At 71.2% G+C, this 16,928-nt stretch carries 16 protein-coding genes; 7 read left to right on the top strand and 9 right to left on the bottom strand.

All coding sequences use genetic code 11. The annotated features are described in order from the left end of the window. Positions 1 to 150 precede the first annotated feature (150 nt). Both ACWCPW_RS33575 and ACWCPW_RS33580 read left to right on the top strand, forming a co-directional pair. On the top strand, positions 151 to 1,038 hold the full coding sequence (locus ACWCPW_RS33575; RefSeq protein WP_449765334.1) for a TIGR03854 family LLM class F420-dependent oxidoreductase: 888 nt from the start codon (positions 151 to 153) through the stop codon (positions 1,036 to 1,038). 375 nt (positions 1,039 to 1,413) lie between these two features. Beyond that, a complete protein-coding gene (locus ACWCPW_RS33580; RefSeq protein WP_449765335.1) occupies positions 1,414 to 2,070 on the top strand; it encodes an ester cyclase in 657 nt (218 codons plus the stop codon). Positions 2,071 to 2,285: 215 nt separating this feature from the next. On the opposite strand, the gene ACWCPW_RS33585 is transcribed toward ACWCPW_RS33580, so the two are convergent. From ACWCPW_RS33585 to ACWCPW_RS33595, 3 genes are all read right to left on the bottom strand, one after another. Further along, a complete protein-coding gene (locus ACWCPW_RS33585) occupies positions 2,286 to 2,708 on the bottom strand; it encodes a hypothetical protein (RefSeq protein ID WP_449765336.1) in 423 nt (140 codons plus the stop codon). A 263-nt stretch (positions 2,709 to 2,971) separates the two neighbouring features. Beyond that, entirely contained in the window at positions 2,972 to 3,586 is a 615-nt protein-coding gene (locus ACWCPW_RS33590; RefSeq protein WP_449765459.1) for a response regulator, read from the bottom strand. Between the two features lie 56 nt (positions 3,587 to 3,642). Further along, complete coding sequence (locus ACWCPW_RS33595; protein WP_449765337.1) at positions 3,643 to 4,866, bottom strand: sensor histidine kinase; 1,224 nt, start codon at positions 4,864 to 4,866, stop codon at positions 3,643 to 3,645. Between the two features lie 392 nt (positions 4,867 to 5,258). Here ACWCPW_RS33595 and ACWCPW_RS33600 point away from each other — a divergent pair, with 392 nt between their 5' ends. After that, positions 5,259 to 5,576, top strand: a complete 318-nt coding sequence (locus tag ACWCPW_RS33600) for a type II toxin-antitoxin system PemK/MazF family toxin (RefSeq protein ID WP_449765338.1) — start codon at positions 5,259 to 5,261, stop codon at positions 5,574 to 5,576. Positions 5,577 to 5,645: 69 nt separating this feature from the next. Here the strand turns inward: ACWCPW_RS33600 and ACWCPW_RS33605 are convergent, their stop codons facing one another. The 4 genes from ACWCPW_RS33605 to ACWCPW_RS33620 all read right to left on the bottom strand — a co-directional run bounded on the left by ACWCPW_RS33605 (position 5,646) and on the right by ACWCPW_RS33620 (position 11,279). Then, positions 5,646 to 7,067, bottom strand: a complete 1,422-nt coding sequence (locus tag ACWCPW_RS33605) for an ATP-binding protein (RefSeq protein ID WP_449765339.1) — start codon at positions 7,065 to 7,067, stop codon at positions 5,646 to 5,648. Then, positions 7,064 to 8,773, bottom strand: coding sequence for an FAD-dependent oxidoreductase (locus ACWCPW_RS33610; protein ID WP_449765340.1), 1,710 nt, complete (start codon positions 8,771 to 8,773; stop codon positions 7,064 to 7,066). Before ACWCPW_RS33610 ends, ACWCPW_RS33605 begins: the two co-directional genes overlap by 4 nt. A 197-nt stretch (positions 8,774 to 8,970) precedes the next feature. Then, positions 8,971 to 9,567 (bottom strand): response regulator, encoded by a 597-nt coding sequence (locus tag ACWCPW_RS33615; RefSeq protein ID WP_449765460.1) that lies wholly within the window; start codon positions 9,565 to 9,567, stop codon positions 8,971 to 8,973. Between the two features lie 194 nt (positions 9,568 to 9,761). Then, positions 9,762 to 11,279, bottom strand: a complete 1,518-nt coding sequence (locus ACWCPW_RS33620) for a sensor histidine kinase (RefSeq protein WP_449765341.1) — start codon at positions 11,277 to 11,279, stop codon at positions 9,762 to 9,764. Positions 11,280 to 11,375: 96 nt separating this feature from the next. On the opposite strand from ACWCPW_RS33620, the gene ACWCPW_RS33625 reads away from it, so the two are divergent. The 3 genes from ACWCPW_RS33625 to ACWCPW_RS33635 all read left to right on the top strand — a co-directional run bounded on the left by ACWCPW_RS33625 (position 11,376) and on the right by ACWCPW_RS33635 (position 13,750). Beyond that, positions 11,376 to 11,645, top strand: coding sequence for a hypothetical protein (locus ACWCPW_RS33625; protein WP_449765342.1), 270 nt, complete (start codon positions 11,376 to 11,378; stop codon positions 11,643 to 11,645). 228 nt (positions 11,646 to 11,873) lie between these two features. Continuing rightward, positions 11,874 to 12,446, top strand: a complete 573-nt coding sequence (locus ACWCPW_RS33630; protein ID WP_449765343.1) for an ArsR/SmtB family transcription factor — start codon at positions 11,874 to 11,876, stop codon at positions 12,444 to 12,446. Then, the gene (locus ACWCPW_RS33635; protein WP_449765344.1) at positions 12,443 to 13,750 is read left to right on the top strand and encodes an MFS transporter; all 1,308 of its coding nucleotides are present in this window, start codon (positions 12,443 to 12,445) and stop codon (positions 13,748 to 13,750) included. The genes ACWCPW_RS33630 and ACWCPW_RS33635 overlap by 4 nt, the downstream gene beginning before the upstream one ends. Positions 13,751 to 14,334: 584 nt before the next feature. Here the strand turns inward: ACWCPW_RS33635 and ACWCPW_RS33640 are convergent. Together ACWCPW_RS33640 and ACWCPW_RS33645 are read right to left on the bottom strand one after the other, a co-directional pair. Further along, positions 14,335 to 15,123, bottom strand: coding sequence for a phosphotransferase family protein (locus ACWCPW_RS33640; RefSeq protein ID WP_449765345.1), 789 nt, complete (start codon positions 15,121 to 15,123; stop codon positions 14,335 to 14,337). 242 nt (positions 15,124 to 15,365) lie between these two features. After that, positions 15,366 to 15,656, bottom strand: a complete 291-nt coding sequence (locus ACWCPW_RS33645) for a hypothetical protein (RefSeq protein WP_449765346.1) — start codon at positions 15,654 to 15,656, stop codon at positions 15,366 to 15,368. A gap of 411 nt (positions 15,657 to 16,067) precedes the next feature. Here ACWCPW_RS33645 and ACWCPW_RS33650 point away from each other — a divergent pair, with 411 nt between their 5' ends. Beyond that, positions 16,068 to 16,928, top strand: a complete 861-nt coding sequence (locus ACWCPW_RS33650) for a helix-turn-helix domain-containing protein (protein ID WP_449765347.1) — start codon at positions 16,068 to 16,070, stop codon at positions 16,926 to 16,928.

Consider the following 16,928-nt stretch of genomic DNA (forward strand, 5'->3'; position numbering starts at 1 on the left):
CGAAGCGGAGGGACACGAAGCCCCGAGCGAGGCGCCGCTTTTTCTTGGAGGAGCTTGCGGGGGAAAGAAAAAGCGGCGCCTCGCGAGCCGGCGACGAAGTCGCCCAACAAAAGCGAAGCCGGCGACGAAGTCGCCCAACAGACTTACCCCATGAAACTTCGCATCGGCGTGGGCATGAGCCCGCGCGACCCCGCCGACCCCGCGACGTTCGGCGAACTCGCCCGGTACATGGAAGACATCGGCGTCGACTCGCTCTGGTTGCCCGACCTGATCGGCGGCGACCTGCCCGACCCCCTCGTCGGCATCGGCTACGCGGCCGGTCGTACCGAGCGGCTCAAGCTCGGCAGCGGCGTCACCGTGCTGCCCGGCCGCAACCCGGTCGCCGTGGCCAAGGAACTCGCCACCCTGGCCGCGCTCGCGCCGGGCCGCATCCTGCCGGTGTTCGGCGTGCAACACGCCACCGCGCGCGAACGGCCGCTGTTCCCGATCCCGGGCCCGCGCGGCGAGGTGATGGACGAGGCGCTCACCGTGGTCCGCCTCCTGCTCGACAACGACGACGTCTGCTTCGAGGGCAAGTACCACCGGTACGAACACGCCACCGTGCGCCCGCGACCCACCCGGCCACTGGACCTGTGGCTCGGCGGCAACGGCCCGAAGTCGCTGCGCCGGGTGGGTCGGCTCGCCGACGGCTGGCTGGGCGCCGCGCTCACCCCCGACGAGGCCGGCGCGGCCCGGCGCGCGATCGAGGCCGCCGCGGCCGAAGCCGGGCGTACCGTCGACGACGACCACTACGGGATGAGCCTGGTGGTCGCGTTCGACGGCGCGCCGGGCCGCGAGTTCGGGGCGCTGCGCCGGCAACGACCGGACGTGGACCTCGCCGAGCTGGTACCCACCGGTTGGGCCGCCGCGCGCGAGCTGATCGGGCGGTACGCCGAGGTCGGGGTGAGCAAGTTCGTGGTGCGGCCGGCCGTCCCACCGCGCTCGTGGATCGCCTTCCTGAACGAATTCGCCACCGAGCTGTTGCCGCTGGAGACGTGAACGATCTTGCCGTACCCGCGAACTGACGCTCCGTAAGCAAAATATTGCGCACACTCGGGCCTGCCGGAATCGTACGGCCGGCCGAGCGGCCGGGGACCCCGGACCGCCGACCGGCCGCCCTTCCTCCTCGCGCCCACCTGCGCCGCAGCGTCGGTCGACACGTGAACAGTCCCCGTATGCCCGGGAGTCGGTCCTGCCCTCCGATTGGCCGGATTCCGTACGCCGACACCGATCGAATCCGGCCGGCGGGCGCGCGGCGGTCGCCGCGACGGAGGGTTGCGCCCGGTCTGACAGTCAGTCAGGATCGCCCCCGTTCCCCTCCGGACGGCGCGCGCCACCGAGCGCTGCCGCCGGCAACGAAGGATGGAAATACACGTGTCGACTTCCCCCGCGACTCCGCTCTGGCTTCAGGGACGGGACGCCGTCGTTGCCGCCGCGGCACCCGGCGACTGGCGCGAAGAGGCCCCCGACTACCACCTCTCGCACACCGTGATGCCGGGCCAGCGCAGCACACGGCACGCCCCCGACTCGCTGGAGGCGATCGTCGAGAGCATCGTGCAGGTCTTCGAAATGGAGGTCTCGCACAAGAAGGACCCCAAGACCTGGGTCTCCATGGTCACCGAGCGATTCCGCACGAACGTCAACGGCGGCCCGTGGGCGAGTGCGCAGGACATCGTGGACCGGGGCAGCTACAACATCCTGATCGGCGACAGCATCTTCTATTCGCCGGGCGGGGAGAGCTTCGAGTCCTCGCACCACATCTTCCACACCGCGTTCCCCGAGGGCTTCTACTGGGAGGTCCTCGAAGTCCTGTCCCCGCCGCCCGTGGTCGCCTTCAAATGGCGGCACTGGGGCAGCTACACCGGCGAGTACAAGGGCTTCCGGCCCAACGGCGAGACCATCGAGATGTTCGGCATGAGCGTGGCCAAGGTCAGCGACGACCTCAAACTCGTCGAGGTCGAGCACTACTACGACCCCAACAGCTTCCTCGCCCGGCTCACCGGCGGCTGCCCGGTCGCCCACGGAAGCTGATCCCGCACAACCGCACCCCAAAGGTCCGCGACCAAAGCACACCACCACCCCCACCGACGCCCGGGTGCCGAGCCCCCTCCCCAACCCCCGCCCGGCACCCGAGCCTCGGCCCCTCGCGCCCGACGTGTCGGCGGTTCGGGGTCGGGCTTGGGGGTGTGGCCGATCGTTGGGGGTGCTTCATGGGTTATGCGGCACGGGGTGTGCGTGGGGGGCGGTCACAGGCGTGGGGTGCGCATGCGGGTGAGGCGGCCGCCCTCGGTGGGGGTGGTGTCGTCGGTATTGACCGTCAGGGAGCGGTAGGTGCCGGGGACGGTGGCCACCCAGAAGCGTTCGGCGAAGATCGTTGCCGGGGCCGGGAGGATGAACCGGCCGCGGCGGAACTCGACTCGCGGGGGTACGCCGTCGTTCGGCAGCACACCCCACGCGAGCGCCCACGGCGGCTCGCCGCGTCCGGAGCGCAGCGCGCCGCGCAGCAGCGTGCGACCCAGCGCGGTCCCGGCCACGGCCACGTCGATCAGCCGGTACCCCGTGTACACCTCGAGCGCCGGTCGCCCGCGCGACCCCTTGCCCACACGCATCGTGCAGTCGCTCAACCGCAGGTAGAGCTCGGTGCTCGACTGCTGTAGGACATCGCTCATGGCGCGCTCCCCCGTTCGAAGCGCCCGACGGGACAGTCCCTCGGGCCCCACCAGGATTCGCTGTGGGGGCGGTCCGGCGCATCCACTGAACGAACCGTTTCCGCCGCCCCGCGTACTCCCCCTGTAGGACGGAGAAACCCTTCGCGCCTCACCCGAGCGAGCGAGTAACCGGCCCGCGCACCGCTCGCGCGAGCACGCGGGCCGGGCCCGAAACGGTCGGGCGGACTCCGTGGACGCGCCGCCCGCTCCGAAGGGAGGAGCCTTCAGGCCGTGCCCGGAACGGCCAGCCCGGTCTCGTACGCGCAGATCACCGCGTGCACCCGATCCCGCAGCCCGAGCTTGCCCAGGATGCTGCTGACGTGCGTCTTCACCGTGTGTTCGCTGACCACCAGCGCCTCGGCGATCTCCGCGTTGGACATGCCCAGGGCCAGGCAGCGCATCGTCTCCCGCTCGCGCGTGGTCAACACCGCGAGCCGCTCCGACGGCTCGGCCGGGGCCTCCGTACGCGGCAGCCGACGGGTGTAGTCGGCGATCAGCCGCCGGGTCACCGAAGGCGCGAGCAGCGCCTCTCCGCTCGCCACCATCCGCACCGCGTGGACGAGATCGTCCCGCCGCACGTCCTTGAGCAGGAAGCCGGCCGCGCCCGCGTACAGCGCGTCGTAGACGTACTCGTCCACGTCGAACGTGGTCAGCATGACGATCCGACACGCGGGCGCCTCGGCGGAGACCGCGCGGGCCGCCTCGATGCCGTCCATCCTGGGCATCCGGATGTCCAGGAGCAGTACGTCCGGGCGGTGCGCGCGAACCGCCTCGATCGCCTCCACGCCGTCGCCCGCCTCGGCCACCACGCGGATGTCCGGCTGCGCGTCCAGGATCATCGCGAAGCCGCTGCGGACCAAGCCCTGATCGTCGGCCACCACCACGCGGATCGACGTCACGGGGCCCGCACCGCGTCGAGCGGGATCCGCAGCGCGACCTCGAAGCCCGGCCCGGTCACCCGCGGCCCGACCGTCACACTGCCGCCGCACGCGCTCGCCCGTTCGCGGATGCCGACCAGCCCGTGCCCGCCGCCCGGGCGCGGTCGCCCGCCCCGGCCGTCGTCGGTGATGGTGATCCTCATCGTGTCCTCGCCCCATTCGAGCCGCACCGTCACCGTGGTGGCCTGCGCGTGTCTGACCGTGTTGGTCAGTGCCTCCTGGACGACACGGTACGCGGCGATCTCCGCGTCCGAACGCAGCGGCCGGCGCTCGCCGATGCTCTCGTACACCACCCGCAGGTCGGTCCGGCCGACCTCGGCGACCAGGTCGGCGATGTTGGCGACGGTGGGCTGCGGGGCCCGGGCGCCGGCCTCGGCGTCCTCCTTGAGCGTGCCCAGGATTCTGCGGAGTTGCACCATCGCGTCGCGCCCGGCGTCGGCGATCGCGTCGAACGCGGCCTCCGCGCGCGCCGGATCGCTGCGCACCACCACCGGGCCGGCCTCGGCCTGCACGGTCATCAGGCTCACCGCGTGCGCCAGGATGTCGTGCATGTCCCGGGCTATCCTGGCCCGTTCGCGCGCGGCGGCGCGGGCCACCTCGGCGTCCGCGCGACGGATCTCCAGGTCGCGTTCGTGCTCCAACCGCCGGGTGCGCTCCTCGATCCCGGCGATGTACGCGGTGCGGTGCCGGGTGGCCAGGCCGAAGGCGGCGGCCGCGGTCAGCGCCAGGACGTCGAAGGTGGCCTGTTGCGAGGGCTGATGCTTGGCGTACTCGACGGTCAGCGTGATCGGCAGGATCATCGCCGCGACCGTGATCCGCTCCCAGCGCCGGCCGAGCGCGAAGACCGTGTAGATCGCGATCGTCATGCCGAACTGGAACGCCTGTCCCGGTCGATGGTGCAACGAGGCCGGGACCGCGAACATCGCGACCACGCACGCCACCAGGAACGGCCTCCGGCGCCGCCAGATCAACGGGATCGCCGTTCCGGACAGCAGGAAGAACCCGATCCGATACGGCGAGCGCCAGGCGACCAGGAACGGCAGCGACACCATGAACTGCACCATCAGCGCGATCAGGATGTCGACGAGCCGCGGATCGGTCCGCCGCAGGATGTCCAGCGTGTGTCTGGCCCGGCCGCGGACGTGCCGGTCGGCGCCGGGCTCGGCGAGGTGGTCGGACATGCGGCCTACTCCAGGGTGGTGTGTACCGACAGTCTCGCGGGTGATCGTCCACCGCCGCCTCGCTCGCGCGAGGGATCCCGCGCGGAAGGCGCGGGCGTTGCGCGACGGGACCGCCGAGCGTTCGTGCGAGGTCCGCGAGCGTTGCGTTCGGACCCCGCCCGGCCCGTGCCGGTCGATGCCCGCGCAAGTGCGCCGCGCCCCCGGTGAATCGGGCGAATCGCTCCGCCGGCGGCGAACGCGCACCCCGTTGGCATTTCCGGTGGCGTCGCGTCTGGTACGACTGGTGCCATGGCTACCGGCAACCGCTTCGTCCCCGACCCCGACCGTCCGACGCCGGCAGCGCGTCGCGGCCTGCCGGCCATCGCCGTCTCGGGCCGGACAGGGGCGGAGCCGTGCGGGCGCTGAGGCGCGGCCAGGTGTGGACCATCCCCACCGTCGGCCGCGAACGCACCTTCATGATCGTGCAGAACGACCACGTCGCCGCCCTGCACCCGGGCGCCGCCCTGTGCGCGCTGGTGGACACCATCGGCGACCGGCAGGAGTCGCTGGTCACGGTCCGGATCACCACGCCGGTCAACGGCGTCGTGCTCGCTCCCGACCTGTACACGTCCCGGCATCGCCGGTTCGAACAGGGCACCTATCTCGGCGATGTCGCGCCGGACGAGATGGAGCGGGTTGACGTCGCGCTGCGCGCCGTCCTGGGTCTGTGAGGCCGTCGGTGCCCTCGTCGGCGAGACCGACGGCCGGCACCACCCGGGACGGCGCGCGGCCGGCCCGTGCTATCTGGGCAGCGTGATCCGAAACGTGGTGCGCCCGGGTTCGGAGTCGACCGTCACCGTGCCGTCGTGTCGCTGGACGATGATCCGGTAGGAGATGTCCAGGCCCAGGCCGGTGCCCTCGCCGAGCGCCTTCGTGGTGAAGAACGGCTCGAAGATCCGGTCCTGGATGTCGGGCGCGATGCCCGGGCCGCTGTCCTCGATCTCGATCACCACCGACGCCGCGTCCGCGTGTGCCCGCAGGGTCAGCGTGCCCTTGCCGCCCATCGCGTCCGCGGCGTTGTCGATCAGGTTGGTCCACACCTGGTTGAGCTCGGCCGGGTAGGCCTGGATCTTCGGCAGGTCCGCGGCGTACTCGCGCTCGACCCGGATGTCGCGCAGCGGGCCGGCCAGCATCGCCACCGTGCTGTCCAGGCCCTTGCGCAGGTCGGTCTCCTGGTACGGGGCCCGGTCCATCTGGGTGTACTGCCCGGCCGCGGCCAGCAGTTCGGTGATCCGACCCAGCGCGTCGGCGACCTCGTCGAGCAGCGCCTCGCCCTCCAGGTTGGCGGCGAGCCAGGTCAGCCCCGGGCGCGCCGCCGGGCCGAGCGCCGCACCCGCGTCCCGGGCCCAGTCCTCGTACAGCCCCACGTTCACGAACGACGGCGCCGTCTCGTACGCGTCCGCGATGTCCAGGTCCTCGAAGACCTCGGCCACTTCGTCGGTCCGGTCGGAGAACTCCAGCGGGCGCAGCCGAGGCGGCTCGCCGGCCCGGTGCGCCAGCACCTCCTCCTGTAGGCGTTCCAGCGCCGCCAGCGCCTCGGCGCTCGCGCCCGCGTGGGCCAACTCGGCGCGGGCCGAGCGCAGTTCGCCGAGCCGGGTACGCAGGTTCGCGGCCGCCCGCTCGGCCGCCGCGGCCGGGTTGCCCAACTCGTGGGTGAGCCCGGCGGTGAGCGTGCCCAGGGCCACCATGCGCTCGCGCTGCCCGACCGCCGAGCCGTTGCGGCGCGCGCCCAGGAACATGCCCGCGACCAGGTGCGCGGCCATCGGGAACCACTCGGTGAAGGCCTGCGCCAACGCGGCGGCGGGCAGCACGAAGAAGGTCGAGTCGACGTGCGTGCGCGCGGTGTTGCCGTACGCGTGCACGGCCGGCGTCGCGTCGTCCTCGCCGTCCAGCGCGAGCGCGGCGCCGACGTAGGCGCCGCGCATCGACGAGCGGTGCACCTCCAACTCGCCGCCGCGCACCATCCGGTTCATGGTGACCTCGCCGGAGAGCAGCACGAAGAAGCACTCGCCGGGGTCGCCCTCGTGGTACAGCGTGGTGTTCGCCGGGAACGCCTTGACCTTGCCGTGCGCGCACAGCCAGTCCAGGTGCTCGTCGGCGAGCTTCTCGAACAGGAAGAGCGTGCGCAGTTCCTCGGGCGGCAACACGTCGCACACACTCATCGCGAGCCCTCCGTCTGCGGGATCCGGGTGTTCAGGGTGTCCAGGTAGCGGTGCACCAGCATCACCGTCATCGCACCCTCGCCGACCGCCGAGGCGACCCGCTTGACCGAGGCCGCGCGCGAGTCGCCGGCGGCGAACACGCCGGGCACGGCGGTCTCCTGGACGAACGGCGGTCGATTCCAGCCGTCGAGCTCGCCGTCGCAGTCGTCGAGGAGTTCGCCGCCGGTGAGGATGTAGCCGTCCCGGTCGCGGCGCACCCCGCTGCCGTCCAGCCACGCGGTGCGCGGGCTGGCGCCGATGAACACGAACAACCACGACGCGGGCACCGTCTCCTCCTTGCCGGAGTCGCGGTCGCGCAAAGTGAGTTCGCGCAGCCGGCCGGTGCCGTGCGCGTGGGTGATCTCGGTGCGCACACGCACCTCGACGTTGGGGATCTGCGCCAACTGCTCGATCAGGTAGTGCGACATGGACGCCTCCAGGCCCGCGCCACGCACCAATATGATCACCCGGCGGGCATAGCGGGCGAAGAACACCGCGGCCTGACCCGCCGAGTTGGCCGCGCCGACGATGTACACGTCCTGGTCGCGGGTGTCCGGGCCGGTGGTCAGCGCGGCGCCGTAGTACACGCCCCGGTCGGTGAGTTCGGCCAATCCGGGCGCCTCCAGGGTGCGGTAGGACACGCCGGTGGCGAGCACGATCGCGTGGCCCCGGGCGACGACGTCGCCCTCGCACGAGATGGTGCGCACCTCGCCCTCCACCCCCAATTCGGTCACATCGCGCGTACTGACTATCTCGGCGCCGAACTTGAGCGCCTGACGGCGTGCCCGACCGATGAACTGCGAGCCGGAGATGCCGTCCGGGAAGCCGAGGTAGTTCTCGATCCGCGAACTCTGCCCGGCCTGCCCGCCGGTGGCCTGGCGCTCCACCAGCAGCGTGCGCAGCCCCTCGCTGGCCGCGTATACCGCGGCGCCCAGGCCGGCCGGGCCGCCGCCGACGATCACCACGTCGTACAGGTCGCCGGAGGCGGTCACGGACAGGCCGACGTACTCGGCCAGTTCGCCCTTGGACGGGCCCCGCAGCACGGTCGAGTCCGGCGCGATCACCACCGGCACGTCGGCCTCGGTGGTGCCGGTCTCGCGCATCAACCGCCGCGCCTCGGCCTGGGTGACGTCGTACCAGCGGTAGGGCACGCCGTTGTTGGCGAGGAAGTCGCGCAGTTCGAAGGACGGCGCGGAGAAGCGCGCGCCGATCACCGTGGCCCAGCTCTCGTCCGGCACCGGCGCGGTCTCCCACGCGGTGATCAGCGAGTCCAGGACCGGGTACAGGCGTTCCTCCGGTGGATCCCACGGCTTGAGCAGGTAGTGGTCGATGTCCACGTCGTTGATCGCCCGGATCGCCGCGCCGGTGTCCGCGTAGGCGGTCAGCAGCACCCGTTTCGCGCGCGGGTACAGGTGTGCGGCCTGTTCCAGGAATGCCACGCCGTCCATCTGCGGCATGCGCTGGTCGGCGATCAGCACCGCGACCCGCTCGCCCCGCTCGTGCAGTTCGGCCAGTGCCTCCAGGGCCTGTGCGCCGGATTCGGCGCGCACGACGCGGTGTCGGTCGCCGTACTGTCGCCGCAGGTCACGGGCCACGGCGCGGGATACGGCCGGATCGTCGTCGACGGTGAGCAATACGGGCTTGTCCACGGATTTCCTCACGGGCATGGGCGGAACACGGAAGGGGGCCACTGCCCGGAACCGGTCTCGACCATGCCCCGGACAGCGCGCCCGCCACGTTATCCTCTCGCCGAAACCCGCAGGTGGAGAGTGTCCGCGCAGGTCCGCCGCGACCGGGTGGGCCCGGCGCCGGGCGACGCGGTGCGCGAAGGCGGCGGCGACTCCCACCGGGTGTCGCCCGCCGCTCAGTCGACCATGCCCGCCTCGTAGGCCACGATCGCGGCCTGGACCCGGTTGCGCACCCCCAGGCGGGCCAGGATCGCGCTCACGTGCGTCTTGACCGTGCCCTCGACCAGGTGCAGCCGGCGGCCGATCTCCGCGTTGGCCAGGCCGGCGCCGACCAGCGCCAGGACCTCCCGCTCGCGCGCGGTCAGCAGCGCCACCCGCGCCCCGGCGTCCACCTCGCGCGCGGGCCGGCCCGGGACCATCCCGCTGATCACCCGCTTGGCCACCTTCGGGGACAGGTACGCGCCGCCCTCCGCCGCCGCCCGCACGCCCGCGATCAGTTCGCGCGGGTCGCCGGACTTGAGCAGGAACCCGGTGGCGCCGCTGTCCAGCGCGGTCGCGATGTACTCGTCCTCACCGAACGTGGTCAGGATCACCACGGCCGTATCCGGTACCGCGCGGCGCAGTTCGGCGGTCGCGGCCAGGCCGTCCAGGTTCGGCATCCGGATGTCCATCAGCACCACGTCCGGGCGCCACAGCCGGGCCTGCTCGATCGCCTCGCGGCCGTCGGCGGCCTCGGCCACCACCTCGATCCCGGGGTCGGCGGTCAACACCATCCGCACGCCGGTGCGGATCAGCCGCTCGTCCTCGGCGATCAGGACCCGGATGGTGGTCGTGGACTGCTCGGTGGTGCTCAACGCGGTGGCTCCTCGGGTGGGTGCGTGGGTGCGTGGGTGGTGTGCGGTGGCGTGCGGTGCGGTGCGATGGGGTGCGTGGGATGGGGTGGAGCGGGCCGGTCCGGCTCGGTTCGTCAGTGTGTGTCGTCCCGGCCGCGTCGCTGTTCGAGCGGCACGTCGTCCTTGGCGACCAGCACGCCGCGGACGAAGCACAGGCGGAACAGCCGGCTCGGCAGGAAGTCGCCGTTCGGGTAGTACTCGCACGCGGCGCCGGTCGGGATCGGCGGCTCCCGCTCCGGGCGGTGGTCGCTCTGGTCGTCCGGCAACATCGAGGCCAGTTCGGCGCGGGTCTGGCCGATCCGCATGCGGTCGAAGTCGCGCGGCGCCACCGACTCGCCCTGGGTGGTCAGCGCGTACGCCGATCCGGCGAGCAGCACGCCCGCGCCGGTCCACACCAGCGTCTTGACGAACCGGCGGCGGATGCGCCGGCCCTGTTCCACGTGGTTGGTGGTGTCCGAGCGGGCCGGTGCGGCGTGGTGCGGGAGGTGGGCCAGCACCCGGAACCCGTCCGCGTCCGGCGCAGCGGTCAGCGTGCCGCCCAGGAGTCGGGCCCGCTCGCGCATCCCGACCAGGCCGTGGCCGCTGCCGACCGGCGCGGACTCGGGCGGACGCGGGGCGGGGCCGTTGGCGATCTCGACGGTGGTGCGTTCGCGGCCGTGGGTGACCGTGATCCGCACCACCGCGCCCGGCGCGTGTTTGGCCGCGTTGGTCAGTGACTCGCGCACGATCCGGTGCAGCGCGAGATCGACCATCGGCGGCAGCGCGACCGGTTCGGCGGTCGGCTCGGGGGCCGGCTCGACCGTGTGGCGGATCACCATGCCCGAGGCGCGGCAGCGCGCCACGAGGGTGTCCAGGTCCTCGTGCACCGGGTCCACCGGCGCCGGTTCGTCGTTCTCCCGCAACACGCCGATGATCTCGTGCAGCCGCTCGGTCGCCGCACCCGCGCCGGCCCGCAGTTGGCCGGCCCGTTCGCGCTGCGCGTCGGTGAGCGTCGCGTCGAGTTCGAAGGCCGCGGCGCGCAGCGCGATCAGGCTCAGGTCGTGGCCGAGCGAGTCGTGCATGTCCTGGGCGATCCGGGCCCGTTCGCGCAGCCGGGTGCGTTCCTCGACCAGATCCCGCTCGCGTTGCAGCCGTGCGGCCTGCTCCCAGCCGCGTCGGTGCAGCGCGACCCACTGGTAGCGGTACCGCCCGATCAGCCAGGGCACCGCCGCCAGGCCCAGCAGTTCGGCGGGCAGCACCGCGAGTTCGGCCGTGCTCGGCGACTCGATCCAGGCTCCGAGCGCGGCCGGCACCAGCACCGAGACCAGCCGCCCGGGTAGGCCCGGTCCGTCCGCGGAGCGCCGCCCGGCCAGGAACGCGGCGAGGGCCACGGCGGCGTAGCAGCGGGAGTCGAGCTGGGCCATGAACACGGTCAGCGCGAGCGCGGCGGGCGGATACGCCCGGCCCAGCACGGCGCCGCCGACCAGGCAGATCGCCAGCGTCGCGGCGTGCGTGGCGGACAGCGGCAGCGGTGGGTTGACGGTCAGCATGCCGATGCCGAGCAGGGTCCACAGGGCCAGGTCGGCGGCCCAGGCGGCGGGGGTGGTGCGCATGCTCGCGACGGTACCGACCCGCCGGGTCGCGACACCTCCGTCGAAAGTCGTGTGCCATGCCTGCCGGCGCACCCCGAACATGCCTAACGTGGCGCTATGTCCGAGAAACGACGCCGCCCGCACCGCGAGACCGTCCAGGCCCTCGTCGGCGTGGCCGTGATCGTGATCGGCCTGGTGGCGACCCTCGTCCTGCACCTCACCCACGACTCGGACGGGCCGCGGCCGACCCCGGTCCCGGTGCCGATCAGTCCCACGGCGCCCGTGGTGCCGGGGCCGAGCGAGGTGCCCGGGGTGCCCGGGGGGCCGGGGGAGCCGTGTTGCACGCCGTCGCCGGGGCCGGTGGCTCTGGACGACGGCGTGCCCTGAGGTCGGGCGGCTATCGGCCGACTCGGATCGGTCGGCTCGGATCGGTCGATCGGATTGGTCGGCTCGGCTCGACTCGACTCGACTCGACTCGACTCGGCTCGGTCGGCTCGACTCGGAACGGTCGGCTCGGCTCGGGCGACCCGTCGCGACACTTGCAGAGAACCATTTGCAGAGACTTCTTTGCCAAGAGTCCTTTGCAGAGAAGTCTCTGCATATTAGAGTCGGGTCATGCCCAATCCACTTCCGCGGATGGACGCCCGCAGCCTGCGTGGCCTGGCCCACCCGCTACGCATGCGCATCGTCGAACTTCTCAAGCTGGACGGCCCCGCGACCGCCACCCATCTCGCCGCGCGACTCGGCGAGAGCACCGGCACGGTCAGTTGGCACCTGCGCACGCTGGCCGAGCACGGCTTCATCGAGGACGACCCCGACCGAGGCACCAAGCGCGAGCGCTGGTGGCGGGCCGTCTACAACCCGCGCCAGCTCAACACCAGCGACTTCCGGGACGACCCGGAGACGAGCGGCGCGCTGGCGGTCTACGAGGACGAGGCCCTGCGGCAGCAGGCCGAGCGCATGGTGGCCACGTACGCCGACGCCCAGGAGATGGGCCCCGAATGGGTGCGGGCCCGAGCCGTCTCGGACTGGAGCGGCGCGCGCCTGACGGCCGATCAGATGGCCGAGCTCAACGATCGTGTGGTCGCGCTCGTGAGCGAGTACACGCAAGCACCGGAGCAGCCCGGCGCGATCACGGTGGTGCTCCAGTACCAGGCCCTTCCGCGCCGATCCCAGGAATCGACATGAGTGGACTGCTGCGCCGACACCGTGACTTCCGCCTGTTGTGGTTCGGTGAGACCACGGGCAAGTTCGGCGCCTCGGTCACCAGCGTCTCGATGCCGCTGATCGCGGTCTCCACGCTGGACGCGAGCACGTTCCAGGTCGGCCTGCTCAGCGCGGCGGCGTGGTTGCCGTGGCTGCTGATCGGGCTGCCGGTGGGCGTGTGGGTGGACCGAATAGCGCGTCGTCCGATCATGCTCGGCGCCGCGGCGGCTTCCTGCGCGCTGTTCCTGGCGGTACCGCTCGCGCACTTCGCGGGGTTGTTGAGTGTCGGTCTGCTGCTGGTGATCACGCTCGCGACCGGGGTGTCCGCGGTCTTCTTCCAGACCGCGTACACCGCCTACCTGCCGAGCCTGCTGGGGCCCGCCGACCAGGCCGAGGGCAACAGCAAGCTGCACGGCAGCGCGTCCGCCGCGCAGATCGCGGGGGTCGGCGCGGGCGGCCTGATCGCGCAACTCGTGGGCGCGGTCAACGGGATGTTCGTCAACGCGGGCACGTTCCTGACCTCGTTCACGTGTCTGCTGGGCATCCGGCACCGCGAACCGCCGCACGAGCCGGACGGGGCGGCCGGAGCGGCCGGGGCGGCCGACGACTCGGGGGCCGGGCGTTCGCTGGTCCGCGAGATCGGCGAGGGTCTGCGGCTGGTCGCGCACGACCGGTGGCTGCGTACGTTCGCGCTGTTCGGTGGCGCGTCCAACCTCGGTCTGGTCGGGCTGCAATCGATCCAGGTGGTGTTCCTGGTCCGGACCGTGGGGGTCAGTCCCGGAGTGGTCGGCGGCCTGATCGCGATCGGCTCGCTCGGGGGCGTCGCGGGGGCGTTCGTCGGGCGCCGGGTCGCGGCACGGATCGGCACCGCGCGGGCCACGATCGTGTTCGAGTTGGGCCTGCCGGTGCTTGTCCTGCTGATGCCGCTGACCGGTGGGGGCGTACGGCTCGTGCTGTTCGTGGTGGGCAACTTCGCGATGGTGGCCGGCGTCGTGGCGGGCAACGTGATCAAGGCGGGCTTCCAACAGCGCTACTGCCCGCCGCGGTTGCTGGGTCGGATGACCGCGAGCATGCAGTTCGTCAACTACGGCACGATCCCGCTGGGCGCGGTCCTGGCCGGCACCCTGGGCTCGACGATCGGGGTCCGTCCCACGGTCTGGGTGATGGCGGTGGCCATCCCGGCCGCGGCCCTGATCCTGCTCTTCTCGCCGCTGGCCCATCAGCGTGATCTGCCCACGGCCAGGGAGGACGAGGTCGACACGCGCGTGGCGCAGCGGGTCGCGTGAGATCCCGCGTCGGTCCGGAACGCACCGCCGCCGGTCCCGAGTCCCGGGTGGGACTCGGGACCGGCGTGCGTGTCCGTCGTGTCAGCGGCAGCGGTGGGGCGGCGCGGGGATCACGCTGTCGCCCCCGCGCCACGGGCCGGGCGGGGGCGGCGGTGGGACGCGGGTCGGGGGGTGGGGTCCGGGACCGCGGCGGCGAGGTGTGCCTGTCTGGCTTGGGCGATCTTGCGCCTGCGCTCGTCGACTTCTCGGGGCGTCATCAGGTACGGCGGGACGACCGTCGCCGAGTCCTGCACGGGCGGGCCGTCGTCCGCGACGGGGGAGGGGGCGCGTGGTACGAAGGTGCGCCACTGGGGGTGGGTCTGCGGCTTCGGGTTGGCGGGACGGCTCGGTCGAGGGCGCTTCGGCGCGGTAGGTCGGGCGGGCTGCCCGTCCGGCGTCGGCGGGGTGCGTCGTCGGCGCAGCCATCCGAAAACGGCCGCGATAAAGTGGGTCACGTCGTCAGCTCCTCGTAAGCTGTCGGCCGATCCCGGGACCGTTCCAGCGGTCGCCGGGGCTTCTTTCATGGGTGGGTCACGACGGGGTCGTTACCGGGCGAGTAGCGATTTCCATCGTTGGGCTTGGTCGGGTAGGTCTCGGGCGTTCGCTTCCGCGGTCGCTCCGGTGACGAAGGCGCGGATGCCGGCGTTGGATGCCGCGCGCCATGCCGGGAATCCGCGCAGCCACGCGTGTGCGGATTCGGTGGTGTGATCCGACCACAGCAACAGCAGGTATACGTAAGCGAGTTCGGCCCAGGCGGGACCGATGGCAGACATCCCCCAGTCCACGAAGTAGGCGCGTCCGCCGGCGCTGTCGTCTTCGATGAGCACATTCCAGGGGTTCAGGTCGGTGTGCAGCAGGTGTGTTCCGCCGAGGAGGGCGCGTTCGGTCGGTGTGAGGTGTTCGGCCCAACGGTCCGCGAGACAGGGCAGGGCGAGTCCGTGCGGCGGGCGTACGCGGCCGGCTCGGCTCAACGCGTAGGCGAGGGGCGACAGGTCGGATCCGCCGGGGGAGACGTCGGCGTAGCGGCCTTGTACGTGCGTGAAAAGCAGTACGTCCCAGCCGGGCGGCGTGAGGTGGGCGAGCAGGGTCGGGGCGACACGTCCGCCGACCGAGGGGGCGGCCAATGCCTCCCGTCGTTGGTGGTCGAGGGCCTTGCCGTTCGTGGTCGGCGTGCCCTTGACGAACACCCTGCGCCCGGGGGCTCGCAGCACGGCCGTGAAGGGTGATGTCAGGCCCTCGCCGGGTGGTTCCGCGGTGCGTACGGGCCCCGTGACCGTCTCGATGTCCGCCCGGACCGTGTCGGGTAGTTCGGTCCATGTCCAGCGGCGTTCCATGGGTTGCCTTTCGCTTCGGTCACGGGGTCCGATCGTCTACTTCTTCCTGCTGACCGCCGGGCACTTTCGGCAGCGGTCTTCCCCCGACCAGTGCCACCACTCGTGCGCGCAGTTCGCGTTCCCACCTGTGATTTCGTATTCGTCGTCTGCCATGTGCCCCACCTTGCGCGTCGGTAGTGCTCGGATGGTGCGAACACCGCCCGGTGTCCTTCCCAGGCGTCCGGGCGGAGCGAACATGAGGGTCAACGTGGCGACTTGACCCGGTACAACTCGGAGCCCTTCAGCAGGTACGGCGTGCCGGTCGGCGGACACACCATGACCACTTGGTCGTTGTCGAGCCCGGCGGAGTCCTCGGCCCTTTCGACGCATCCGGCGGGGTGGGCGTCGTGGCCGAGCCCGGGACGCGGTGCGACCCAGTCGCCGACGGAGTGGCGCAAGGGTTCGGGCTGTTCTCGCGGGGGCAACTCCCGTGCCACGACGATCGGCACGGCTTCCCCGTCCACACCGACCACGAACCCCGCCCCACGGCTCACGACAACCGCCCACGAGGTGCACCCCGAACGACCAACCGGGGATACCGAGCACGAACCCGACGGATGATCCACCGCCGAATGGCGTACTGATCCACGCTCAACGTCCGCACCCCACCGGGCGGATGCATCGATTTCGTCATGCCACTCCCTTGCAAGACCACGCGCCCCGGCGCCGGGACCACGCGCGACCGAGACCGACGCCGGGGCAGTTCAAGGCGCGACGGATCGGCCGCGCGACGGGGCGCGACCGGCTCACAAGATCACCAGTGAGTGTCGGTGATGTCGCTGTACGTAGCGTGCACTGAATCAGTGCTGAAGTGCAACATGTGTACTTGAGAACGTCCTATGTCACTTCTCGCTGTCTCCTCCGTCTGCGAGACGGCAGACTGATCCGCACATGGAGGTGGGTGCGTGCCGATTGAGCAGAACCCGACAGTGCGTCGGCGACGTCTGGGATCAGAGCTACGGCGGCTGCGGGAAGGGGTGGGGCGGACGCTGGACGACGCCGCGGTGGTCCTTGAGTGCCACAAGACCAAGATCAGCCGCATTGAAAACGGGCGTTCCGGTGTTCGGGCTCGCGATGTCAGGGAACTGCTCAACCTATACGGCGTAGACGATGCCGATATCCGGACGACGCTGGAAGCGCTCGCTCGGGAAGGCGCCAAGCGTGGTTGGTGGCAGGATTACAGCGACACGCTGCCCTCGTCTTATGCGGACGTAATCGAGCTGGAAGCAGCGGCGAGTTATATCCGAGGTTTCCAGACTTTGCTAATTCCCGGTCTCTTTCAGACTGAAGAATACGCCCGAGCAGTTCACTCCGCTAATCCGGCCGCCATCGATCCGGCGACGACGGAGACGCTTCTCGAAGTCCGCATGGCACGACAGGGCGTCTTGGAAAAGACCGACCCGGTTGTCCGCGTGAGCGCAATCATTTGCGAGCCCGCGATCCTTGCCCCGGTCGGTGGTGCAAGTGTGATGAAGGCCCAGCTCGATCGGCTTCTGGATCTATCGGTGCGACCTAATGTCGATGTTCAGATACTGCCTATGAGTGCCGGAGCTCACGCGGGGATGAGTGGGCCGTTCATCATCTTCGGATTCCCGATGGTAGGGGATACGGACGTCGTGTTTCTGGAGAATCTGACAAGCTCTCTGTACGTAGAGAAGCAGACCGAAACCGATTTCTACACGCTGGTTTACGATAAGCTCAGGTCCTCGGCCCTGGATCCGGAAGCATCTCAAAATGCAATCCGACAAGCAATCGCGAAACTCTAA

The sequence above is a fragment of the Embleya sp. NPDC001921 genome, from assembly GCF_053594475.1.